The 25394-nt window shown below is 36.4% G+C and carries 17 protein-coding genes and 1 tRNA gene; 9 read left to right on the top strand and 9 right to left on the bottom strand.

Going from position 1 to position 25394, the window contains the following annotated elements:
* The first annotated feature begins 8 nt into the window (after positions 1-8).
* The gene (locus ACFSTE_RS06970; RefSeq protein WP_378257421.1) at positions 9-767 is read left to right on the top strand and encodes a thioesterase II family protein; all 759 of its coding nucleotides are present in this window, start codon (positions 9-11) and stop codon (positions 765-767) included.
* Positions 768-941: 174 nt separating this feature from the next.
* Here the strand turns inward: ACFSTE_RS06970 and ACFSTE_RS06965 are convergent, their stop codons facing one another.
* The 7 genes from ACFSTE_RS06965 to ACFSTE_RS06935 all read right to left on the bottom strand — a co-directional run bounded on the left by ACFSTE_RS06965 (position 942) and on the right by ACFSTE_RS06935 (position 13886).
* Positions 942-2321 carry an MATE family efflux transporter gene (locus tag ACFSTE_RS06965; RefSeq protein ID WP_378257423.1) on the bottom strand — a complete coding sequence of 460 codons (1380 nt, stop codon included), beginning with the start codon at positions 2319-2321 and terminating at the stop codon, positions 942-944.
* A 13-nt stretch (positions 2322-2334) separates the two neighbouring features.
* The gene (locus tag ACFSTE_RS06960; RefSeq protein ID WP_378257425.1) at positions 2335-6699 is read right to left on the bottom strand and encodes an amino acid adenylation domain-containing protein; all 4365 of its coding nucleotides are present in this window, start codon (positions 6697-6699) and stop codon (positions 2335-2337) included.
* Positions 6700-6743: 44 nt separating this feature from the next.
* Positions 6744-7457 carry a VOC family protein gene (locus ACFSTE_RS06955; protein WP_378257427.1) on the bottom strand — a complete coding sequence of 238 codons (714 nt, stop codon included), beginning with the start codon at positions 7455-7457 and terminating at the stop codon, positions 6744-6746.
* 73 nt (positions 7458-7530) lie between these two features.
* Positions 7531-8640, bottom strand: coding sequence for a Gfo/Idh/MocA family oxidoreductase (locus tag ACFSTE_RS06950; protein WP_378257429.1), 1110 nt, complete (start codon positions 8638-8640; stop codon positions 7531-7533).
* Positions 8641-8747: 107 nt separating this feature from the next.
* A complete protein-coding gene (locus ACFSTE_RS06945) occupies positions 8748-9884 on the bottom strand; it encodes a saccharopine dehydrogenase NADP-binding domain-containing protein (protein WP_378257431.1) in 1137 nt (378 codons plus the stop codon).
* On the bottom strand, positions 9845-13438 hold the full coding sequence (locus tag ACFSTE_RS06940; protein WP_378257433.1) for an amino acid adenylation domain-containing protein: 3594 nt from the start codon (positions 13436-13438) through the stop codon (positions 9845-9847). Before ACFSTE_RS06940 ends, ACFSTE_RS06945 begins: the two co-directional genes overlap by 40 nt.
* Positions 13439-13801: 363 nt before the next feature.
* A tRNA-Leu gene (locus ACFSTE_RS06935) sits at positions 13802-13886 on the bottom strand.
* A 152-nt stretch (positions 13887-14038) separates the two neighbouring features.
* Here ACFSTE_RS06935 and ACFSTE_RS06930 point away from each other — a divergent pair.
* The 5 genes from ACFSTE_RS06930 to ACFSTE_RS06910 all read left to right on the top strand — a co-directional run bounded on the left by ACFSTE_RS06930 (position 14039) and on the right by ACFSTE_RS06910 (position 18798).
* The gene (locus ACFSTE_RS06930; RefSeq protein ID WP_176028482.1) at positions 14039-14980 is read left to right on the top strand and encodes a ribose-phosphate pyrophosphokinase; all 942 of its coding nucleotides are present in this window, start codon (positions 14039-14041) and stop codon (positions 14978-14980) included.
* Positions 14981-15005: 25 nt separating this feature from the next.
* Complete coding sequence (locus ACFSTE_RS06925; protein ID WP_176028481.1) at positions 15006-15599, top strand: 50S ribosomal protein L25/general stress protein Ctc; 594 nt, start codon at positions 15006-15008, stop codon at positions 15597-15599.
* Between the two features lie 130 nt (positions 15600-15729).
* The gene (pth, locus tag ACFSTE_RS06920) at positions 15730-16359 is read left to right on the top strand and encodes an aminoacyl-tRNA hydrolase (protein WP_378257436.1); all 630 of its coding nucleotides are present in this window, start codon (positions 15730-15732) and stop codon (positions 16357-16359) included.
* A 166-nt stretch (positions 16360-16525) separates the two neighbouring features.
* A complete protein-coding gene (locus tag ACFSTE_RS06915) occupies positions 16526-17458 on the top strand; it encodes a bifunctional riboflavin kinase/FAD synthetase (RefSeq protein WP_176028479.1) in 933 nt (310 codons plus the stop codon).
* A complete protein-coding gene (locus ACFSTE_RS06910; RefSeq protein WP_176028478.1) occupies positions 17455-18798 on the top strand; it encodes an HTTM domain-containing protein in 1344 nt (447 codons plus the stop codon). The genes ACFSTE_RS06915 and ACFSTE_RS06910 overlap by 4 nt, the downstream gene beginning before the upstream one ends.
* 51 nt (positions 18799-18849) lie before the next feature.
* On the opposite strand, the gene ACFSTE_RS06905 is transcribed toward ACFSTE_RS06910, so the two are convergent.
* Positions 18850-19740, bottom strand: a complete 891-nt coding sequence (locus ACFSTE_RS06905) for a M12 family metallopeptidase (RefSeq protein WP_378257438.1) — start codon at positions 19738-19740, stop codon at positions 18850-18852.
* Between the two features lie 483 nt (positions 19741-20223).
* Here ACFSTE_RS06905 and ACFSTE_RS06900 point away from each other — a divergent pair, with 483 nt between their 5' ends.
* Positions 20224-21006, top strand: a complete 783-nt coding sequence (locus tag ACFSTE_RS06900; RefSeq protein WP_378257440.1) for an alpha/beta fold hydrolase — start codon at positions 20224-20226, stop codon at positions 21004-21006.
* A gap of 7 nt (positions 21007-21013) precedes the next feature.
* On the opposite strand, the gene ACFSTE_RS06895 is transcribed toward ACFSTE_RS06900, so the two are convergent.
* Positions 21014-21901: a LysR family transcriptional regulator gene (locus ACFSTE_RS06895; RefSeq protein ID WP_176028475.1), complete on the bottom strand. Its 888-nt coding sequence runs from the start codon at positions 21899-21901 to the stop codon at positions 21014-21016.
* A 362-nt stretch (positions 21902-22263) separates the two neighbouring features.
* On the opposite strand from ACFSTE_RS06895, the gene serS reads away from it, so the two are divergent.
* Positions 22264-23535 carry a serine--tRNA ligase gene (gene serS, locus ACFSTE_RS06890; RefSeq protein WP_176028474.1) on the top strand — a complete coding sequence of 424 codons (1272 nt, stop codon included), beginning with the start codon at positions 22264-22266 and terminating at the stop codon, positions 23533-23535.
* 65 nt (positions 23536-23600) lie between these two features.
* Positions 23601-25385 carry a tetratricopeptide repeat protein gene (locus ACFSTE_RS06885; protein ID WP_176028473.1) on the top strand — a complete coding sequence of 595 codons (1785 nt, stop codon included), beginning with the start codon at positions 23601-23603 and terminating at the stop codon, positions 25383-25385.
* Positions 25386-25394: the final 9 nt, after the last annotated feature.

Raw genomic sequence — 25394 nt, 5'->3', positions numbered from 1 at the left:
TTAATCGTGTGAAAAATATAGCAAAATGGTTCCCTTATGGAATCCCGGATACGAAAACTGCTTCTGTCAATGTCTTCTGTTTTCATTATGCAGGAGGAAGCGCAACCGCTTATAAAGATTGGGCACTATCAGATACTTCTGTGTCTTTTATTCCTATCGAACTTCCTGGCAGAGGTACTAGAATTATGGATCCCCTTATTGAGGATTTTTCCATATTGATACCGGAGCTGGTTACCATCATTCTTCCTTTTATTACTCCTACTATCCCTTTTTACTTTTTTGGTCATAGTATGGGGGGAGCTATTGCATTCGAACTGGCATATCAATTAGAACATCATCATCAGTTATCACCTGAAAAGATTATTATTGCGGGAAGACATGCCCCACATATGCCTGATCCTTCCACCTTGCATAGTTGGCTCAATGATGAGAAGCTGATTGAGGAATTAAAAGTATTAAACGGAACGCCTAAAGAAATACTGGAAAATAAGGAAATGATCCAATTCTTACTTCCAATGATACGGGGAGACTTAAGGCTTCATGAAAGTTTTACTTATAAAAACCAAAAAATTACTGCTTCTATTGTAGCGCACGCTGCCAATAAAGATAAAGACGCAACTAAAGAAATTATGGTGCACTGGAAAGAGGTTACCACCGGAGAGTTTGACATCCAAGAATTCGCCGGAGATCATTTTTTTGTCCAACAGTTAGGCAAAAATTATATCGACCTTCTTCAAACATTGTTACAAGCAAACGTTATTGAATAACAAAACCGAAGCTTAAAAAAGATCCCCCTTATCTATAAATTAACATTATTGATAAGGGGGGTACATTAATTATTTCAATAATAAAGATGTAAATGCTCTAGGACTCACTCCAACTAACATTATTTCTTATGTAATGACACTATCTGTTTACCTTTAGACTGAGATAATTTACTGTCATGCATTCGCTCCTTGCATTAGGGGGACCTGTTTATCCTCCCTTAATCTTCTGAATTCCAACAACAATAATGTTAATGTATATGCGATGATAACTGTATCGATTATAGTTGATCCTAAATAAATCCATTGAGTGCCAAACATTGCAGGAAGAATAAGCATCACTGGAACATAAAATATCAATTGTCTTACCAATCCAATCACAGCAGCAGGTTTTCCTTTATCAATTGCCGGAAAGAATGTCATTGCCATAAAAACAACCGGTAGTAGAGGGAGAACAGAAATAAATATTCTAAAATTGAAAATGCTTTCACTAGTTAAACTTCCTTGCTCCAACATCGTACTTAATACTAGTTTAGGGACTGCCATCATCAACAGCCAGAAAGGAAGTATAATCAACACTCCTGCAATGGTAAAAATCCAAAAACTCTTAATAACACGATGAAATTGTTTAGCTCCATAATTAATCCCAATAACGGGTTGCAGAGCTCTCATTAATCCATAGATTGGAGTCATTAAAAAGTTTAATATTCTAAAGGCAGCACCATAAAATGCTAATTCAAAGATTGTCCCATAAGATGAAATGGCATTAAAAATAACAATAGCCTGTACAATGGTCATTACTGTCATAATTAAAGATGGAACCCCCATAGAAAATATCGACTTGATAATCGCACGATCCCAATATATTGTTCTTGGAAATGACGGAAAAGAGGTTTTTTTACTTGTGAAATACAAGAAGCCCAGCACAGCATAAACCAACATTCCGATATTTGATGCCCATGCTGCTCCTTCTACTCCATATTCCATCACTACTACGAAAACATAGTTAAATACTGTATTAATCAACAACCCTCCAGCCATCATTACTGCTGCAGTTTTCATTTTACCTTCGGCTCGAACAACCATATTGGCAGCAAGCCCATATATCCAAAATAGCGAGCTTATTACTGTTATTTTGAAGTAAGAAACTCCAAATGCCAATGGAGTCCCTTCCCCTCCCATCATCTTCACTAGCGGTTCTGCAAAAATAAATGCAGGAATCATATATATGGCAGTACCTACCAATGTCAAAGAGTTTAGGTTTCCTAATAGTTTTTTCTGTGTTGCTTCATCATTCATTCCCAAAGCAATGCTTAATAACGAGCCTGCTCCCACTCCTATCAAAGATCCTATCCCCATCGTAAAAGACGACAAAGGGTATACAATGGAAACTCCTGCCAAGGCTTTTTCCCCGACAAAGGTTCCTACAAAAATAGCATCTAACAGCACATTGAGTCCATATAAAACCATGGCAATTATTGCAGGCCAAGAGAGTTTCCACATAACCGGCCACATTTTTCCGGTAAGTATAAATTGTTTTTGTTTTTGATTATTCATTTGTATGGTTTGTTTATTGGTTTAGAAACGGTGCTGAGATTTTAGGCACTAAATCATCCAAATGAGGTGGTTCTATACATGAGAAGTGATCGCCTCCTATTTCCTCAACTGTCATCTCTCCCAGACACGCTTCTCTCCAATACGCAATTGTCTTCTCATCTGTTCCCGGCAAGAATCCTGAATTTCCTGCTGCATTAAGGAATCTGATATCTCCCATATATGGAAGTGGTGTAAACGTAGAAGCAAGATAACTCTGTCTATATACTTTGAATAAACCTTCTGCCATCTCAACTTCCATGTTTTCTCCTGTAATGCTAGCAATCGTATCTACATAGCTGGTAAATCGCTCTCTCATGGTACAATTTTCCAATTCTGTAAATAGTTCACTTACGCTAACAAGCCCTTCATCTCCATGCAATTGTCTTGCAGCTCCATCTGGAATTACGCCTTTATTTTCTTCGATAATTTGTATAAATCCTCTGGCTACATCCATCGGATTTACCTCTCTGAATCCTGCCTGTACCATCGAAATATTCAGATTAGGGACAAATAGTGATTCTATTACCAGGTCATCTTTTACATCCACATATACTGGATGACTATCGATCAATACCATATCGACAACCTCTATCTCCTGCTCTAATAATCTTCTAGCGACCTCAATTGCGAATTGTCCTCCCATACAATATCCAATCAACTGCATTTCTTTATGTCCGGTCTCTATCAGGCGATTTGCATAATCTTCTGCTACTGATTCTATTAATTGATATGGATCGTGCTCGCAATACAAGTCTGTGTCTTTTACAGTTACCCCTACTATAGGACCGTAATCTTCTTTTTTTAATTGTTCTAACATTGGCAGGAAGCAGTTCATTGTTCCGATACCTGCATGAAAAATAACTCTCAGAGGTCCATTCGTACTATCTCCATAATATGTTAATACACCATTACTCCCTGCTGTAATATCCTGTTCATCCGTAGAAGATTTATCTATCTTTCCTGCTCCTTTTTCTTCAATAAAAAGTGCCAAAGACTCAATTGTAGGAAAGTTCAGCATTTGTCTTAGCAATGCATCATAAGGAATTTCATTATACGTTACATCATCTCGTAATTGGTCTCTTAATTTCCCAGCCATCTGTGCCATCACCAATGAGTCTGCTCCCAAATCATAAAAGCTTTGTCTTTTTCCTATTGCGGAAATTCCTAATGTATCTTTCCATTGTATTGCCAAAGAACTTTCTAATTCATTCATGGAATCATCATCATGTATCAGAGAAGCATTAGTATGAAAATCCGATGCCCAACGAGTGATCTCTTTTTTATTTATTTTTCCATTTTTTGTTACCGGAAGTACCTCTACAACCTGAATATGAGCTGGAACCATATATTCAGGAATTTGGGTTCTCACATATTGAATGAGTTCTTTTTCCTGATTTTCTTTTTGTTTCTGTATCACAACTACTGCAAATAGAGATTGGTTCTCCCTCCTTCCGGCAACTACAACTCCTGCTTCTTTCACATTATGATGTTTCACCAATGCAGCTTCTATTTCTCCAAGTTCGATTCGATGACCTCTTATCTTTACTTGATGATCTTCTCTACCTAAAAACTCTATCTCTCCTCCTGGAGTATAGCGTCCTAAATCTCCTGTCTTATACAATCGTTGTCCATCTACAGGATGAAAGAAAAAAGCATTTTCCGTTAATTCTTTATCATTTAAATATTCATCTGCTAATCCTACCCCTGTAATGTAAAGATCTCCTGTACTCCAAACGGGACAATCAGATAAATGACCATCTAACACTCTGAATCCTTGATTCGCCAAAGGTTTTCCATATGGAATACTACTCCAATCTTCTTCTATTCCCTGATATACATGGTGAATGGACCAGATAGCGGCTTCGGTAGCTCCTCCTAAACTTATCACCTCAATATCCGGAATGATATTTTTCATACTATCTGGTAATGTAAGTGGTATCCAATCCCCAGATAACAGCGCTAACCGAAGAGTTGATAAAACCGTATCCCTTTCTGCTTCTAAATACGTTACCAGCATCTGCATAATTGCCGGTACTGTATTCCAAACAGTAACTTCATATTCCTGAATCAATGTTGCCCAATGAGATGGGTCTGTTTGTCTTTCTTTAGATGGGATCACCAGTGTTCCTCCTACTGAAAGCAACCCGAAAATATCATAAACAGACAGATCAAAACCAAGCTGTGCCAGACTTAATACGGTATCACTGCTTGTTACCCCAAAACGATTATTGATATCAGTAATCGTATTAACAGCCGCTTTATGACTTATAACAACTCCTTTGGGAAGTCCGGTAGAACCGGATGTGTAAATTATATATGCTGGTAAAGAGGTATTATTAGTAACCTGTAAATTAATTACTGATGAAGATTCTACTGTTTCTACAGGGATAAGTGGAATTGTATTTTCTACATCTTTCCAGGTTGTTAAATTCTCTTCATGAAGAATTGCAAAACGGATTTCTGCATGGTGCAACATATGGTTTCTTCTTTCTACTGGTTGAAAAACATCAATCGGCACATAAACCCCTCCTACTGAAAGTATCGCAATTGCTGAAATAATTTGTTCCATGCCTTTTTCTAAGGAAATTGCTATACGATCCTGAGGTTTGCACCCTAACTCCAGTAACTTATTTGCTAATGCGGTAGCTCTTTTTCCTATTTCGCCGTAGGATATCTTTTGCCCATTATCAATAACCGCAATCGCTTCTGGTGTGTTTTTAATACTTTCTACCAACTGATGATGCAGTGTTTTGTCTGCTATATCTTTTTCTGTAGCATTAATCGCATTTCTTTCTATGATTTGCCATTCGGGTAAAGCAACAACTGTTCTGGCTTCCCAGCAATTTTTGTCATGCACCAGCTTTCGTAATACCTCTGAAAAAGCATGAAACATATCATCAATTACTCCTTCTGGAAAAACACCTTCTCTAATATCCCAATTCACATGTAGTCCTTCTACCGTATCCATTGCCTGACAATCAATAAATACCTGTGGGGTCTGACTGATTCCATGACCACTCAATTTTCCTTTTATCTGATTTCCTTCTTCCGGATTGGTTAATCCAATTGCACTGGTAAACACATAAGGCATTAATGCTTCTCCTCTTCCTCTCTGGCGTGTAATTTCTCTTATTACCTCCACTCCAGAAAACAACCTGTGATCTAAATCATCAAACAATTGGTTGCTGATTTTTTTTATTCTTTCCAGAAACGTTTCTTCTGATTTCCAGTTTATTTGCAACAAACTCACAGAAGTAAAATCTCCTACAATAGCATTAACTTCTTCATGCAATGGCAAGCGATTTAACACTGTAAGGTTCAGACAAAAATCCTTTGTCTTGCTCCACCGTTCGATTACTGCTGCATATGCAGTCATAACAACTGTTGTGGGGGTAACTCCTAATTGCTGACAGTATGATTTTAACTCGTTCCATTCTCCTTTAGTAAGTTTCACAAAACGCCTTGTAAAATGCCCTTTCCCGGAAGGGACATGGTTTCTTGCCATTGGGAGATCAGGAGCTCCGGGAATTTCCTGAATTCTATGCATCCAATATTGCTTGTCTTTTGCATAAGAAGTAGTTTCCCTCAGTCCTCTTTCTCCTATTAAATAATCTCTAAAACTTAAATGAATCTCTGGCAATACTGTCTTGGGATAATTGTATAGCTTTTCAAATTCTGACAGTAACATCCATATACTAGCCCAATCTGCTATTAAAAACTCTATTGAAAAATGAAATACGGATACCTTATTTGTACGAGTTACCTGAATATCAAATAGTGGCCATTGACTTGTTTCATATACACGATGCCCCATTTCTGTTCGAATTTCCTCCAATATAGCTGTACAAGTTGTTTCTTCTTTCCCCTTGGCGTCTATATAAGTTACTTTAAACTCAGGTACTTCTTCCAACACTTGTTGGTATCCTTCTTTATCTATTACAGCCCGAAGCATTTCGTGTCTTGCAATTAATTGATTCCATACCTTTTCCGTTTGTAAAGGATCTAAATCATCATAGGTAAGTTCCATATAAATATGACATGCAACCCCCCCGTAATTAAACACTTCGTTTCTTCCTAACAGATAAGCAGACTGCACATCTGTTAGTGGAAAAGGGGTATATTTTTTTTCGGGATTTGATACAATTGTCACTTGTTTTTGTTCTGCCTGAAGTAAAGAAATAATTGCTTCTTTGTGTTGTTTTAACTCTTCTATATCTTCCTTTTTCAAGACCCCTTGTGGTGCTTTATAACGAAGTTTTCCTCCTTCTTCCCACAATTTAATTCCTTCATTTCTGAGTTTTAGTAATAAATCTGCTGTTGTAATAGTGTTTGTTAACATGGCTTGATGTGCGTTTAAAAAATGTATTTGTTTTGGAAAGAGAGTCAAGAGGTTTTAAATACTGCTCCGTGTAATAATTGAGGGTCTAATTCATTTCGCAACCCTGTTAGCCCAACTTCAAAAACTTTCGTCTCTGTATCTGGTATGGTTTTGATAAAAGGAGTTGTTCTTATCAAATGGTGAAATTCTTCAGTATATGTACTATCGACACCCATCTTAACCCAATTGATCTTCGTAGCTCCATTTGGGTGTTTGATTTTTTCAGGTTTTTGAGGGGAATCATATCCAGAAAAAACAAAAGGAAATCCTGTTGCATTTGGACAAAAAATACTGTACTTTATTTTTACTCCTTCCGGGCTAACTCTTTTGTTTTTTATTATTCTGGAAGAGCGAACTCCTGTCTTATCCATCTCTTTTTTTATGGCTTTTAAATCAACTGGAGGCATAAAAGAAGTAGCAGGTATTGTTTCTTGACTCTCCAAAGCCATATCGCACCACCCCTCAGGGCTTTTAGACCATTTAGTCCATCTATCCCCTGCTCCCCGACCGTAAAACATCTTTAGAGGGTAACTTAAGACCTCAAATTTTTTGGGCAGCTGAAAGAATTCTATATAAGGTCCCTCTTCAAACCACAGCAAGGCATTATGTGCTTTTTCTTTCCGGCTTCCCCAAATTAGAGAGAAACCTAATTTTGTATAATCTTCTACTAGTTTATGGATATTATCTACTTTGCAAAGGATGTGACTACATTGTAACATAATTATTATTCTTTATTATATTGGGTATATGATCCAATCCGACAGAATACTTCTGCTGTAGTAATGTCTAACATTACCTTTCATACAAAAGTTCTGCCTGACTCTTTTCTTCTCCTGCTTCTAATATGGTCGATACAGATAAAGGCTGGTGTACACTATTTGGTACCATAGAAGGATACCCCAACATGTTTGTTATATCCTGCCACTGTTTGGAAATTAGCAGTTCATTTTGTGATTTAGTCTGAAATTTTGTTCCCGTGACAATTCCTTCCTTAATTTCTAATAAATCAACTCCGATAGCAGCAGGCCATTGTTTGGTTAATATCTCCCTGTAGCTTAATGGTGTATGTTTTCCTAATATTTCTACACTATTAGCAGTAAGGAAAGAGGCTTCCGCTTCTGATAATTCTTTCATCGTACCAACATCTTCCGGGACGTGCATTCTTGGATTCCAGACGACTGGTCCATGCGTATCCGTTAATGATAAACTCCCTCCTTCAAAACCAATGGTAATCCGATGTAATAAATGCAAATGATTATCTGGATCATTAGGGTTTACTTCGTTATGAACTCTTAAGATCAACGGAACTCCTCCTATTACTCCAGTTAGTACCTGAAAAGGTCCTTTTGTTTTTGAAACTTGATCCAGACTCCAGGGACGGGTGGTTGTCAATGCTTCTGATAAAATATGTAATAACGGGTATGACACTTGCGATGCGTACGCTGCTTCTATATATATTGGTTTTTGTTGTTTTGACAAACTTCTACAACAAGTAATAAACCGTCTAACTTCAGGCAGGTGTATATAAAGATCCCCGGTTCTAAACAGAACTTTATTCTTTTGAGCTGCCCGTAAACAAGCCGCCAAGTCTTTATGATGAACCGGATGCTCCTGGAGCACGTGAATTCCTTTTTCTAATAAGGTAAGAGATAGTTTTGTTCCTTCTCCTCCCATTACTCCTGATCTTAGAACCACACAGGCTAAATCAACAGTATCTGGTATTTCTTTAATACTTGTTAATAGTGGTACCCCATATTGTTTTGCACATTTTTTAGATCGATCACTCCCTCTGGATAACAGACCAACAACCTCGAAATGATCTTGTAATATTTTTAATGATGCCAGATAAAACTGACCAAATGTAGCACCACAAACAATCGCTTTTAGTTTATTAGGTTTCATTTACTTTTATTTATTATTTAACAGACCTCTTTTCTATCAAAACCAATAGTTTTATTGTATTTGATAAAAAAGCTCCCTATCTACAATCAAAATCTTATTTCTTAATTCTAGATCTCCCCTTCCACTTCTTCACATAGAGATTCGATAGATGCTTCTAGTACTATAAATTGTTTTAATATCCCTGAGTTCTGTAAACGCTTTATTATTTTTTGAGGTTCGGGAATAGATGCCGCTGGACCAATTCCCGGGGTAACTTCTTGCTCTAACACAGCCATACTCACAAGAGCCGTTATTGTACCTGTTAATTGGGAAACATTCTCCGTTTGTAACAACGCTGTCACTGTTTTATCTGTAGTATCTTTTAGTCCGTCTAATTGTAATAATATATTACAGTATGATTTCCTACCTTCTAAGTCTAACGCAGCTGCCATACATAACTTCTCTACTGCTTTCACAGGGTCATTTTCAAACTGTAGCCGAACTTCATTAAGTACTTCCGGAGCATGTTCTCCATCGATCACTAAACTCCAATCTCCATTTACAAGCTTTAGCGCATTAGCCACCAACAATGATTCTTTATCAAAAAAAGGAAATACGGAAACTTCTCGAGGAAAAAAGGGAAGGTGTACTGCAGATTTTCTTTTTGAGGTAGTTTGTCGTTTCTGACCATCTCTCCATGCTGCCAATGGTTCATTTGATGTGTCCAACACTCCTACCAGATAATCTTCTGCTCCTGAAGGAGTAAACGTATCCAGAGCTCCTGTATACATTTGTAATGAAGTTACCGAATCAAATTCTGATGCCAACCATTGTGGCAAAATTCCGGTTAATCCAGGGGTCATTCCTGCTCCATACCGGATACAGGTCTCTACGTCGATAGCATTCATCTCCTCCAATACTTTATCAATTCCTGCATCTACCAAATGACAATTTAATGACAAGCATACTTTTGCTACTCTGGAAGACACCTTATGAGAAGGACCAACACAATTGACAATGATTATACAATCTTTTGCAAAATCAGCAATACTAGTATCATTAAAGACATCGACATACGACCACCTGACATCCGGGAATTCTTTTTTTAGCTTTTCTCTAGCTTTTTCAGGGTTCCTGCCTCCTATTTTTAATGGATATCTATTCCATTTTTTTAATATCTGTACTGCTGCTATTCCGACAGCTCCGTATCCTCCTATTACTCCTATCATATCTCCCCTTCTTCCATTAATTCCATTGTTTCGCATAGCTCAGAATATTTATCCTTTATGATCGCTGCTACATCTTTTAGCTCAGGAGTTTCAAACATTGCTCTAAGTGATAGTTCTATCTCATATCGTTCCTTTACCATAGCCAGGAACCGGGTCGCCAACAAACTATCACCTCCAATCTTAAAAAAACTGTGGTTTCTGCCAATATTAGTTACCTGAAGTAGTTCCTGCCACATAGAAGCTATTTCTGTTTCCACACCTTCTTCAGGGGTTTCTTCTATAGAAATTTCTTCCTGAAAATCAAATGATTCAGCAATAGACAGCCTGTCAATTTTTCCGTTAGATGTCAATGGAAAGACAGGTAGAATTGCTATTTGTTCCGGTATCATATGCTCTGGAAGTTTGCACGACAATTCTTCTAAAATCGAGTTTGGAAAAAGTAGTTTTCTATCCTCTGAACTCTGTGCTTCTATTATTTCTGTAAAAGAATCAGGAATTCCTTCATATTGTACATCTAGCAACCCTTTTTTCACAAAAAACTCACTCCATTGTTTTCCTGTCAGCATTGGATTATATCTGACTTTTCTTTCATATTCAAAATCTACATACCCTCTATCCAAAATAGAAGAAGTCACCATCGCTATCGGACTCAATGCCGCATGTTCTAATGCTAATATTTTTCCTCCATTATTAACCAATAAAGTTGCCAGTCCAAGCCCTTCATCAATACATTCATATCTATGCAGTGCATTAATCGCTAGAACAATATCAAAATGGTATCGGTACGCTTCGGTTATATTGTTTTTATGTATTTTTTGACAATCTACATAAGAAGAAAACTCCCTAAGGTTTTGTTTTGCCATTGCAATCATTGAAGGAGCAGTATCAAGTAATGTGCAATGCATTTCTTCTGCTGTTAATTGTTTGGCTAACCGAACTGTCATTACTCCTGTTCTTCCTCCTAGTACAGCCACCCGTACTGGTCTCTTTTTGGAAAAAGATAATTTCTTAATTTTTTCAGCAATTATATCTATTCCCTTAATAGTTCCAGGGTCATTTACGGATAGATACTCAGGAGACAAAACGGCATCATCTAATAAAACAGCTGCTTCTAGTTTTCCTGCTAAAATTGCTTTATAATCCAGTATTCTTTTTCCTAACTGTGCTCCAACTTTTACTAGTAACGAGGAATCGTTTTCTGTTTTCTCTGTCAGCTTCTCTGATACCTTTTCGTAGACCTCATAGAATCTTTTTCCGGGTTTATAAGAATTGCCTTCTAAATACAGTAATTCCCTAGTTAATAACCACTCCATCCACATCTGTACTACTCTATGGTGTTCTTCAGAAATATCAAGCGTAGCGATCGGGTTCCATTGTTCTTTTTCTAGTAATAAATTATCTATTTTCAGCAATCGGTATAAAAACATTTCTATTACTTCTGATTGCTTTGTAATTTCTTTTTGTCTGAATTTCTGGATTGCACCAGATACTCCTTTTTGTTCGGAAGAAACAGTTCCTTGTGGAGGAGTAGAAACAACTGCTGCTACCAGGTGCTGTACCTGTTCTCTTGATACGACCGAAGCAATTGCCTGATCGATTCCTTCATTTTTTTTGAGCGCTACTTCTATCTCTCCCAATTCTATTCTATACCCTCTAAGTTTTACCTGACGGTCTTCTCTCCCTAAAAACTCCAGAGTACCATTTTCCCAATAACGTCCTAAGTCTCCCGTTCTATACCAACGTTGCTCCCCTTCTACAATAAATCGTTCAGCTGTAAGCTTTGGATTTCCCAAGTAGCCTCTAGCAACTCCACTACCTCCTATCCATAATTCTCCAGGAACTCCATTGGGACGATCTCTTCCCAATGAATCTACTACCCGGTAGCATTGGTTCTCCAGCGGGGCTCCATAAGGAATTGATTTCCAACCTGAAACCACCTCGGTTACCGGAAAGACATTGGACCAAATAGCTGCTTCTGTAGCTCCTCCCAAAGCAAAAAGTTTTGTTTGTGGCGCCACCTTTTCCAAACGTTCTAAAAGGTCTAAACCAACCCAGTCTCCTGAAACCATTGCCAATCTCAGCGAAGACAGTTCACTTTTTTCTACATTACTAATCAATAGCATTTCTAACAAGGCCGGAACAGAATTCCATAAAGTTACTTTATGTCGTTCTATCATCTCCCGCCAAATGGTCGCCTCTCTTCTTGTTTGCTCAGATAATAAAACAAGAGAACCTCCCACTGACAATAATCCAAAAATGTCATATACCGATAAGTCAAAATCCAATGCTGATAAGGCAAGGGCTTTGTCTTTTTCTGTCACTAAGAACCGCTTATTTATATCTTGAATAGTATTATAGGCTGCTTCATGTGTAATTTCTACTCCTTTGGGTGCCCCTGTAGAACCTGATGTAAAAATGACGTAAGCTAATTCATCGGTTGATATATCTACAGATGTCAAATCAAATACCCCATGATTCAAATCTGTTACTGAGATTGTCTGAATCGCCGGATATCCTATTTTCTCTTCATATTCGGGAGTAACAACTACATGTTTAATCTCTCCTATTTGGTGAATTGTTCTTTGTCTTGATATCGGTTGATTAACCCCAATAGGAACATAAGCTGCCCCTATTGATACAATTCCCATTACGGCTATAATCTGATTGGGACCTCTGGGAATTGTAATTCCTACAAGATCTCCTTTTTTTACCCCTTTGGCTTGTAAGGTTGCTGCCAGAGAAAGTACTTTATGAGCTAATGCTTCATATGTCAACTGCTCATAATTTCCTTCTTCATTATAATATTGTAAGGCTATATTTCTAGTTGGTTGTAAAAAAAAGTCGTGATGTAACGTCTTTTTTACAATAGGTATCTGGGTATTATTTATCGAGTTCCTAACTTCTCGTTGGTTCACTGGTAAAATATCTGGTAATGGTTTTTCCCATTCTTCATCTTGTAACCAGTCCAGTAAAGATATCCATGAAGTAAACATTTCATGTACCTTTCTCTCTTCGAAAAAACGAGAATCAACTTCCCAACACACAGTTATTCCTCTATCATTTTCTACAATCGAACACAAAAGACCTTTTTCATCATTTTCTACCTGAGGCATTGTCCACAAATTAGATCTAATACTAATAGGAATGCTATTTTCTGCATCTACTGCTCTTATTTCATTCTGTAATTGCTCCTCTATATATTTTGTTATCGTAATCCAGGGTGTTTTTTGAACAATCAGTACCTGCTCTGCAAATGGGAGATCTTCCTCTGAAGGAAGAATAGACGTTTCAACTAAAAAAGAGCTTTGGGAACTCCATCTTTCCAAAATCGGGATCAAACTATTTAGGAATAGTGAACACAAATCTATTTCATATTGCTGTGCTTTATTTTTTAAACACTTCCAATCCGAAGATGTAATCACATGTTCAAAAGAGAAAAAGGAAATACCAGCCCCTCTCTCTCCTAATTTGTCTGTTTTGCTTTGAATATTTTTTATTTCTTCAGACGTAATATACCCTATAAGAGGAGGTATATTCTTTTTTCTTGATATAACATTTGGGGTCTTTGATTTCTTATTATCATGCATCATTGTGTAAAGAAAAAATAGAAAGTTACTTTAATAATTTTATGCTATTGTCCTGCAAATGAAATCATTGAGTGACTAGGCTTTAAAGCGTAATTTAGAATGGCTTTAAATCAAAAGTAAAAATTAAAGCAGCGCCTCTTCTACGTATGACGGAATATAACCTACGTAAAGAGGAAAATGCATGAGAAACGACATAGCTCCTCTAAAGAACAGCGCATTAAAGTTTCAGAAAGTGAACATTAGTATTCTATACTTTTAATTGGGAAGAATTAAGAAAATAAAAGTAAGGTGAGGCAGAATAAATTGACCTTGTGAAAGATGTCTTCAAAAAAACAAAAAACCTTCTGAAAACAGAAGGTTTTTTTCTGGTACTCGAGGTGGGAATCGAACCCACACTCCCGAAAGAACTGGATTTTGAATCCAGCGCGTCTACCAATTCCGCCACTCGAGCATCTTATCGGTCGGCAAAATTATAAAAATATTTCTTTCTTTCCATAAAATAAGTAATAAAATAAGAGTTACTCTTCAAATAAATTTATAAATTTGCAGCTCGTTTTTACAAAAATTAGTTTTAAATAATTACAACACAACACTTTAAACCCTATGTCAAAAACAGCAATTGAGGCAAAGTTTTTTGCATGTAGTCAGAGTACAGAGTTAGCAGAAAAAATTGCAGCTTCATATGGTGCCACATTAGGTAATGTCATTACGTCTACTTACAGTGATGGAGAGTTTCAACCTTCTTTTGAAGAATCTGTAAGAGGAGCCAGAGTTTTTATTATCGGATCAACACATCCGAACTCTGATCATTTAATGGAAATGTTATTAATGTTAGATGCCGCTAAGAGAGCTTCTGCAAGACATATTACTGCTGTTTTACCATACTACGGATGGGCTCGTCAGGATCGAAAAGACAAGCCGAGAGTTCCTATCGCTGCAAAACTAATCGCTAAAACGTTAGAGACAGCTGGAGCTACACGAATTATCACTATGGATTTACATGCAGCTCAAATCCAAGGATTCTTCGAGAAACCAGTTGATCACCTTTTTGCTTCTACTATATTTTTACCATATCTACAGTCTCTGAATTTAGACAATCTTACGATTGCGTCACCTGATATGGGAGGATCAAAAAGAGCATACGCATACTCCAAAGCACTGTCAAGTGACGTAGTAATCTGTTACAAACAGCGAGAAAAGGCCAATATAATTTCTCATATGGAGCTTATTGGAAATGTAGAGGGAAAAAATGTGGTTTTAGTTGATGATATGGTAGATACTGCCGGAACATTGACAAAAGCTGCCGATGTAATGATTGAAAGAGGTGCAAAAAGTGTTCGTGCAATTTGTACACACCCTATCCTATCAGGAAGTGCTTATGAAAGAATCGAAGGATCTAAACTGGAAGAGCTAATTGTAACCGATTCAATCCCATTAAAAAAAGAATCTAAAAAAATTAGAGTTGTATCATGTGCAGATTTATTTGCCGATGTGATGTACCGAGTACACCACAACGAATCAATCAGCTCTAAATTTCTTATGTAATTAATAAACATTAATATATATCAAAATGAAGTCATTAACAATCAATGCATCTCAAAGAGAAAGCGTAGGTAAAAAAGCAACTAAAGCCTTACGTAATGCTGGACAGGTACCTTGTGTTATTTACGGTGGAGACACTATTGTACACTTTTCAGCACCAGAAATTGCTTTTAAAAACTTAGTGTACACTCCAGACGTTCATACCGTGGAAATTGTATTGGATAATGGAACAACCATCAATGCTATCCTTCAGGATATTCAATTCCATCCTGTAACAGACAAAATCTTACACATTGATTTTGTTCAGATCTTTGACGACAAGCCAATCACAATGGAAATCCCATTCGAAACTACAGGAAACTCAAGAGGAGTTCGTGCCGGAGGGGTATTGCGTTTCAACTTACGTCGTATCAAAGTAAAAGGATTAGCATCAAAGCTTCCTGACGTAATTCAGGGAGATATTACAGAGTTAAGAATCGGAAACAAATTATATGTTACTGATGTAGCTAGTGAAGACTACACAATCTTACACCCTGACAACACTGTTATTTGTCAAGTGAAGACATCTCGTAATGCTGTTGCTGAGGAAGAGGAAGAAGGAGCAGAAGAGGATGCTGCATAAGCAAAATCTTAGTTTATATTATTAAAAAGAGCATTCTGAATATCTTCTAAGATCAGAATGCTCTTTTTGTTTTTTAACTATATTTCTATAAACTTATCAGATCATTTTACCCCCTACCCAAAACATCGATATGTTTTCCTTTTTAAAAAAAATATTTTCCAAACAACCCCTTTCGGAAACCTCAGAAGATCTCATGAAAAAATTTCTAATTGTCGGCTTAGGTAATATTGGTCCTAAGTATAAAAATACCCGACACAATATCGGTTTTAAAATACTAGACGCCCTAGCAAAAGAAGAAAACATCTCTTTTGAAACTGAAAAATTAGGGGATATTTCTAAGTTCAAACACAAAGGAAGAACGATTACGCTCCTCAAGCCAAATACATATATGAATCTCAGCGGAAAAGCAGTCAAATACTGGTTAACCAAAGAAAAAATAAGCATTGAGAACCTATTGATTATCACTGACGATATCAACCTGTCTTTTGGTACTATTCGTGTAAAAGGAAAAGGAAGTTCCGGCGGGCATAATGGACTAAAAGATATCGAAGCCCAACTAAACACCTCTGCCTACCCAAGGTTTCGGTTTGGCGTAGGTGCAGATTTTCACAAAGGCAGACAAGTTGATTACGTACTGGGAGAATGGAATTCAGAAGAAGAAGCTGCTATGCCTGAACGACTTGATAAAGGAACTCAACTAATCAAATCATTTATTTCGGGAGGGCTAGCCAATACAATGAATACGTTTAACGGAAAATAATACGTTTTTTCCCAACAATTCATTAATTTTATCCAATTATGTTTAAAATAAAACACATTCGCTACGCAACTAAACACACCTACCCCAAAAGCATATGGTCGTTTTATTTTTATGCTACTTCCTGTGTTATTTTCCTTTATCTAAGTTACACTAAAATCTACATTTCTTGAAACGCTACGACTCCGCCGATACATATGACACTTCTATTCCATCTGTGGTTACCATTGGGACTTTTGATGGAGTACACATCGGTCATAAAAAAATAATAGAGCGCCTGGTAGAAACTGCAAAAAAAAACGATCAGGAATCTCTGATTCTTACTTTTTTCCCACACCCAAGGATGGTGCTTCAAAAAGATACCGGGATCAAATTGATAAATACGATAGAAGAACGTATTCAGATTTTGCAAAAGACAGGATTAGACAATTTAGTCATTCACCCTTTTACCCAGGAATTCTCCAGACTAAAAGCCGGAGAATATGTAGAACAAATACTGGTGGATAATCTAAATGCCAAACACATCATCATAGGATACGATCATCGATTCGGAAGAAACAGAAACTCTGATATTAATGATCTGATCAGCTATGGAAAAACGTACAATTTCTCAGTAGAAGAAATCAGTAAACAAGACATAGAAGATGTAGCAGTAAGTTCTACCAAAATAAGGCATGCTTTATTAGAAGGAGACATCACCAAGGCAAACAAATACCTTGGATATAATTTTATGCTTACCGGAAAAATTGTAAAAGGGAAAGAATTAGGACGAAAATTAGAATATCCTACTGCCAACCTACACATTCCAGAACCGTATAAATTAATCCCAAAAAAAGGAGTTTATATCGTAAAATCAATTATCGATAACAAAACGTGTTTTGGCATGATGAATATTGGAAATAACCCTACTGTAAATGGTACTAAACAATCTATAGAAACGCATTTTTTTGATGCTTCTTTTAATTTATACGAAAAGAAAATACAAATCGAACTGTTAACCCGAATCCGAGATGAGAAAAAATTCGATTCTATTGAGGAGCTAAAAGCGGCAATGCAACAAGACGAAGATTTCTCCAGAGATTATATTAATTCCTTATTATGATTAACCGTTGGTTGTTTACCCATATAGATAACAGTCCTCTTATTGTATTTCGGATTATCTTCGGGCTATTGATCGCCCTCGAGGCTATAGGAGCTATTTTTACTGGATGGATTAAGAGAACACTGGTTGCTCCTGATTTTACATTCAACTTTATAGGATTTGATTTCTTACAGCCATTACCAGGAAATGGCATGTACTATTACTATGCAATCATGGGAATCTTCGGATTATTAGTCATGATAGGGTACCGATATAAACTTAGTATGAGTGCATATACTCTAATGTGGGCAGGGGTGTATTTTATGCAAAAATCCTCTTATAACAATCACTACTATCTGCTACTACTCTTATGCTGTATTATGATTTGCCTGCCTGCTGCTGATTATTACTCTCTGGACACGAAACAACATCCCGACAAGAAAAAGCTCAGTATGCCCAGATGGTGCTTATTACTTATCATTGGTCAAATGTGGATTGTATACACCTATGGATCAGTTGCCAAATGGTATCCAGATTGGCTTGATTTTACTGTTCCCAAAAACTTAATGGCCGCAAAAGCCCATTACCCTATTATTGGAAAGGTGTTACAAAATCACTGGGCACATGTAAGTATTGCTTATACCGGTATACTATATGATTTATTAATTATTCCACTACTCCTCTGGAGAAGAACAAGATGGCTTGCTTTTGGAGCAAGTATCTTTTTTCATTTATTTAATTCCATTGTTTTTCAGGTTGGTATTTTTCCATACCTGTCATTAGCATTCAGTTTATTTTTCTTTCCTAGAGAAGTTATTAACCGACGTTTTTTAAAGGAAAAACCGTTTTACACCAAAAACGAACTAATTATTCCTAAGTTCAGTACTATTATTATTCCTGTCTTTTTTATCTACCTTCTGGTACAAATAGCACTCCCTTTGAGACACTGGATCATTCCCGGGGATGTCTTATGGACAGAAGAAGGACACCGAATGAGCTGGCGCATGATGCTTAGAAGCCGAGCAGGAATTACTAATTTCTATATTAAGGAAAAAGACAAAGATGAACGTGTATTCATCAATAAAAGTGACTACCTATCCAATAAACAAATCCGAACAGTATCTACCAAACCTGATGCGATGTGGCAATTTGCTCAACGTTTAAAAAAAGAATATCATCAGCAAGGCAAAGAAATTGAAGTATACATCGATAGCAAAGTCTCTATCAACGGCAAAAAAAGACGTCTGTTTATTGACCCTGAAGTTGATATAGCCAATGTCCCATGGAATTATTTTTCTACAAATCCATGGATCATAAAATACCCTAAAAAAACAAAAGAAAACAGCCTTCCTCATCAATAAGAAAAGACTGTTTTCAAAAATTAGGTACCCCTACCTAAATTAGTATAAAAATTATCTGTTATACAACGCTCTTATAACCGCCAAATCTCCTTGGCTAAATCCTGAATTAGAATTAGACAATCTGGATCTAAATGGTTTTCGATCTGAAGCTCTTATTACATCCCATTCTCCATTAGACTGTCTTCTTGATGGGTACAACATAATAGAGTCCCAGTCAAAGCTTCCAAAAGTAACCCCTTCTTTCTTATACTGGTCTCTCAATTTCCCCCTTAAAACGTTAGGGTTAACTGCGATATAATTATCCCTATCTGCTCTTTGATGCTCATGCGCCAACCCTATTGTATGCCCTAATTCATGCACAGTCGTAGCAAAAGAAGCCGAACTACTAATTGAAAAAAACTGTCCTGCTCCTCGCATTCCTACTTCAGCTGCATTTCCTCCTTGCTCTATAGAAATATAAAAACCATTCCCTTTTCCAAAAACAAATCTCAAGCTCGTTACTGACTCAATATACCTCATAGCACTAGCTACTTTATCTTTTACCGTCTGACTTGGGGGACCATAAAGGTTATCATATTGATAATACACAACCCCATTTGTCCATATTCTTGGCATTCCATTTTCCCCTACATTAGCTTTCTCATTTGCCACCATCCTTTCAAGACCTTCCTTAGTCACAAACTGATCTCTATTAATAATAAAACCTCTACCAGATAATCTCTGTACCACAATCTTCTTTCCATTTATCTCAACCTCTTCATATGGTATATCCGGATACCCAATAGACACATCTGGTATATCAGCATCTATCGAGAACCCTTCTGTCAGTTCCGTACTTTCACTTAATTCAAAATTGTTATCTTTTTCGCAAGAAGTAAATAACACACTCACCCCTAGTAAACCTAGAGATAACATCGATAATAGTTTTTGTCGTTTTTTCATCTTAATTATATTTAATTATCAACATTAAATGTTAAAAAAGAGGAAATCGTATAAAATTAACAATTGTTTTAAGGAAGTTTAACTTACAAAAAGAAACAAAAAACAACAAAACACTTAATTATTGAAACCATAAATATTTTTTCATCTCTTATTCCTTATTTATTTTCTTTATACGCCTAAAACGACTTTTCATACTTATTTTCGACACATTAATCCCTTAGTTTGCATCATTTTAGCCTAGCATTCTTTTTCTAAACAGAAGACAACACCCCATAACCTCTGGATAGTAAATCAAGTTTTTACATTAATCTACCTTTTAACATTTAACGTCTTTTGTTTTGTTTTAATTAACTCTTTATTTTCCAAAAGACCGAGAAGGGACTCCGTTGCTCTTTTTTATTCAAAAAACATATTCTTTATAACATCAACTAAATTAATTCCATATATTACCTGCTCCATCTCAATAAACAAGCGCATATTTTCATGGCATCAAATCAAAGTAACGAAACCAAAGGATTAGCATTAAAAAAAATCAGTTACGCTCCGAATTCTCCCACTATAGTATTCCTCCATGATTCTCTGGGGTGCATAGAACTTTGGCGGGATTTCCCTGAAAAACTAAGCTCTTTAACCAAGTGCAATGTATTGATATATGATCGCCAGGGATATGGACAATCAAAAGCGTTTTCTTCTCCTAGAAGAACTAATAATTACCTCGAAATAGAAGCTGCTATTTTAGCCCGGTTATTACGAGAAAACAGCTGCCAAAATGCTATTTTATTTGGACATAGTGACGGAGGGTCAATTGCCTTAATAGCCGCCGCCCAATACCCTGAGTTAATTTCTGGAATTATAACAGAAGGCGCGCATATTTTTGTAGAAGATATAACAATAAAAGGAATTAAAGATGCTGAAAAACTATATCGGGAAACCAATCTAAAATCTCGATTACAAAAATATCACGGCTCTAAAACAGAAGCTATGTTTTGGGCTTGGGCAAGCACCTGGACCACTCCAGAGTTCAGAAACTGGAATATCGAGCATTTTCTTCCGAAGATCTCTTGTCCTGCGCTTATTATCCAAGGAGCAGATGACGAATATGGAACCATAGAACAGGTTCAACGTATTCATCAACAAGTCTCAGGAACCACACGAACACACATTATCCCAAATATAAAACACACTCCTCATAAAGAAGCCCCCGAAATTGTATTACAGCTTGTAACTACATTTATCCATCAATATCTGTTTCCCAGCAAAAAATAGCTGATTTTCACCTCAGAAAACACTCTTTAAAATTGGCGATAAAATCCTGAATATACCGTTTAGACCGATCTTCTTTTCTCACCACCAAATAGTGCTTTCTCTTTAGCCCTTGTTTCAGGATTTTTTTGAAAATCAAATCATCTGGCAACACAAAAGAATTCGCACCCCATCTCGGCATACACATAACCCCCATATTAGCAGCAACCATTTCCAGAGACACCTCTGTTAATGGAATAGCTGATATCTTATATGGCATCACATGCCGAGGCTTTAAAAAATGCTCATAAACAGCAACTGTCTCTAAAGGATAAGAATGAATAATCAAATGCATCTCTACAAAAGAATCCGGTTCGAGGTAAGGCAATTCTGCGAATTGATTCTCTTTATGCATCACTGCAAAAATTTCATCTTCAAAAAATGCTGTACTCACTAATGAGTTATCTTTTGGTTTTGCTGTCACTATCGCGATATCTATTTCTCTGGAAACAACCTTAGAAATCGGTTGATGTGTTGCCTCCAAATCAAAATCGACTGTAATCTCCGGGTAAAGCAGCTTCATTTTCTGAATAAAACCCGACAACCCCTGATAAAAAGAATAACACTCAGTACTAATTTTTATATTTCCTTTAGAGCCTTCCTGTATTTGCGCTATATCTTGAAATCCTTTTTCTATCGTATCCAAAATCCGGTTTCCCAACTTATATAAAGCAACCCCTTCATCTGTCAATGTCCATTTATTCCTCGTTCTATAAAACACCTTAAACCCAAGTCGCTCTTCCAGCTCTTTTAGCTGGTGACTCAATGCTGATTGTGTCAAAAAAAGCTTATCAGATGAATTCGCAAGGTTTCCTTCTTCCTGTATCGTCTTAATAAGTTTAAAATACTTAATGTCCATAAAACCAAATGTACAACAAACTCAAGTACTTTGATCATGAAAATAATTCAACTGTACTTTATAAAAAATCAAAAAAATCTCTTCTTTTTGACCTCATACATGTAGCCCTTTCCATATGTTTTTCTAATAATCATTTCTTTCAGAAACATTCGTTTTTCCCTTTTAAAAAAAAGGAAACTATTTTTCCTGTTAGTTTCTTTTGGATATAGTGGTTAAAAAATTATGTTTTCTTTACTTTTGTTTTTTTTAAAAATTGCGAATCAACTATTCGATAACTCTTCTGAGCGAAAATAACACACAGGAAGTTATCGTTTTTTTATTACTCATCGGAATGAGTACTAAAATCGCCAAAAACAAATATCATGTTATTAGTACAACAAATCATTGAAAACAAAGAGGAATTTATCCAGGCTTTAGCAAAGCGGAATTTTGATGCCGCTTCTTCTATAGAAAAGATAATTTCTCTTGATGAAGAACGTCGTGCCACACAGGCAAAACTTGATAACACCTTAGCAGAATCCAATAAAATATCTAAAGAGATTGGGATATTATTCAAAAATGGAGAGCAACAAAAAGCTACTATCTTAAAGGAAAAAACATCGCAATTAAAAGAAACATCCAAAGAATTATCAGCTAAGCTAAATACAGTTCAGGAAGAACTAACCGCAATATTATATACGATTCCTAATATTCCACATAGTTCTGTTGCCCCTGGAAATACAGAAGAAGACAATGAAGAAATATTCAAAGAAGGAACAATTCCTGCTTTGGAAGAAGGAGCATTACCTCACTGGGAACTTGCTAAAAAGTATGACATCATTGATTTTGAACTAGGCGTAAAAGTTAGTGGTGCCGGTTTTCCTATTTACAAAGGAAAGGGAGCAAGATTACAGCGTGCATTAATCAATTATTTTCTGGACAAAAACACTGCTGCGGGGTATAAAGAATTCCAGGTACCTCATTTGGTAAATGAGGCTTCGGGATACGGAACAGGACAATTACCTGACAAAGAAGGTCAGATGTACCATGTAACAGGAGATGACTTATACCTTATTCCAACTGCAGAAGTGCCCGTAACGAATATGTACAGAGACAATTTATTACAGGAAAGTGATCTTCCTATTTGCTGTACCGGATACACTCCTTGTTTTCGAAGAGAAGCCGGATCTTATGGAGCACACGTAAGAGGTCTTAACAGATTACACCAATTCGATAAAGTCGAAATTGTAAGAATAGAAAAGCCTGAAAATTCTTATGAGGCACTAGAAGGAATGGTTGATCATGTCAAAGAAATCCTGGGAGAGTTAAAACTTCCATACAGAATTCTTCGATTATGCGGAGGGGATATTGGTTTTACAGCAGCCCTGACATATGATTTTGAAGTCTTTTCGACAGCACAAGATCGCTGGTTAGAAATTAGCTCTGTATCTAACTTCGAAACATTTCAGGCAAACCGTTTAAAACTGAGATACAAGGATAAAAATGGTAAAAAACAATTAGCACATACCCTTAACGGAAGTTCTCTGGCACTTCCTAGGGTACTTGCCGGTATTCTGGAAAATTACCAAACATCTAAAGGTATCAAAATTCCGGAAGTACTTGTACCATATTGTGGATTCGAATATATCGACTAATATTAATCCACTGTCATAACGACTCTAAAAGCGCATTTTGCTATATTTACAAAAAAACTTGCAAAATGCGCTTTCTTTATTTCATCCTATTATGTTCATTACCAGTATTTGGTCAATCCATACAGCTGGCTAAAAACTATACGGACCAAGGGGAGTACGAAAAAGCAATCTCAGTATACAAAAAGCTATATAAACAAAACCCGTATCGACTAAATTATATCTTAGGGCTGACCAGCGCGTATCAGCAACTGGAAAAGTTTAACGAGGCGGAAAAAGTCTTAAAAGAAGCAATTAATAAATCCCCAAAAAACTTACAATTTCTTGTCGAGTTAGGTCACCATTTCGATCTTCAAGGACTAAAAGAAAAAGCAACGTTCGAATACAATAAAGCCATCGATTCATACGATCAAAACAACACGAATCAAGCATACTCTTTGGCACAAGCTTTTGAAAAATACAGTTTATTAGATCAGGCCGCTCTGATCTACGAAAAAGGGATGACGTATAATCCCGGAGCAAATTTCAATCTTCGTCTGGCTAAAATTTATGGAGAGCAAGGAAAGGTCGAGAAGATGTTTCAAAGCTATCTTTCTCTGATAAAAACACAACCTAGTTACAAAAACATTATCCTTAGAAACTTTAGCGATTACATTACAGAAGACCCTCTTCATGAGCCCAATATCATCTTTAGAAAACTGTTAATAAAAAACCTACAAAAGAATCCTGATATTTTATATAACGAAATGCTAAGTTGGTTTTTTGTTCAGCAAAAGCAATTCAACAAAGCCTTTGTACAGGAAAAAGCCATTTATAAAAGAAAAAATGAAAGCTTACAGCGCATTATTGATCTTGCCAGAATTGCTATAAGCCATAAAGATCTGGAAGCTGCCACCATGATTTTGAATTACATATTAGAAGCCGAAGATGCCCATAATGACATGAAGCTTACAGCTCATAAAATTATTCTCAAAGCCAGAACGGATAAAGCCAGCAAGAAAGAATACAAAAAAATAAACGAACAATATCTTCATGTGTTTGACACCTACGGGCGATCCAGAGAAACCATTGGCCTGCAAACTGATTATGCTCATTTTCTGGCATTTAATCAAGATATGAAACAAGAAGCCATCACCTTCTTAAAAGACATCTTAAAAAAAGAACGGTTATCGAGATTTCAATCCTCCCGGATCAAAATGAAAATAGCAGACATTCTTGTACTCGACCAAAAATTTAACCAGGCACTTATCTACTATACCCAGGTACAGAATGCATTAAAAAACAACTTCTTAGCTCAGGATGCCCGGTTTAAAGTTGCCAAAACAAGCTATTATAAAGGAGATTTTAAATGGGCTCAAACTCAATTAGATGTACTAAAATCATCTACCTCTCAACTAATTGCTAATGACGCTATGGAACTCAGTCTAATCATTAGCGATAATTCATTAGAAGATTCTACCTATACTGCATTAAAAATATATGCCAAGGCAGATCTTCTCGCTTTTCAAAATAAAAACAGAGAAGCTATTGAAACTTTAGAAAAAATACTCGTATCTCATAAAGGAGAAAAAATCGAAGACGAAGCCTTCTACAAACAGGCAAAACTTTATGAAAAAGAAAAAGAATACGAAAAAGCAAAAGTAAACTACCTGAAAATCATAGAATTTTACAGCACTGATATTTTGGCAGATGATGCCTATTATGCTTTAGCTGCATTATACACTCAACATTTGGGGCAACCGGAAAAAGCAAAAGAGTTGTATGAAAAAATAATTTTTAATCATGCAGACAGTATTTATTATGTAGATGCCAGAAAAAAATATCGTGCCTTAAGGGGGGATGATATCAATTGAGATTTGTTC

It is taken from the genome of Aquimarina hainanensis, from assembly GCF_042684685.1.
GTDB lineage: Bacteria > Bacteroidota > Bacteroidia > Flavobacteriales > Flavobacteriaceae > Aquimarina > Aquimarina hainanensis.
The sequence above is the reverse complement of the archived record's forward strand: the minus strand, read 5'-3'. Positions and strand labels throughout refer to the sequence as shown.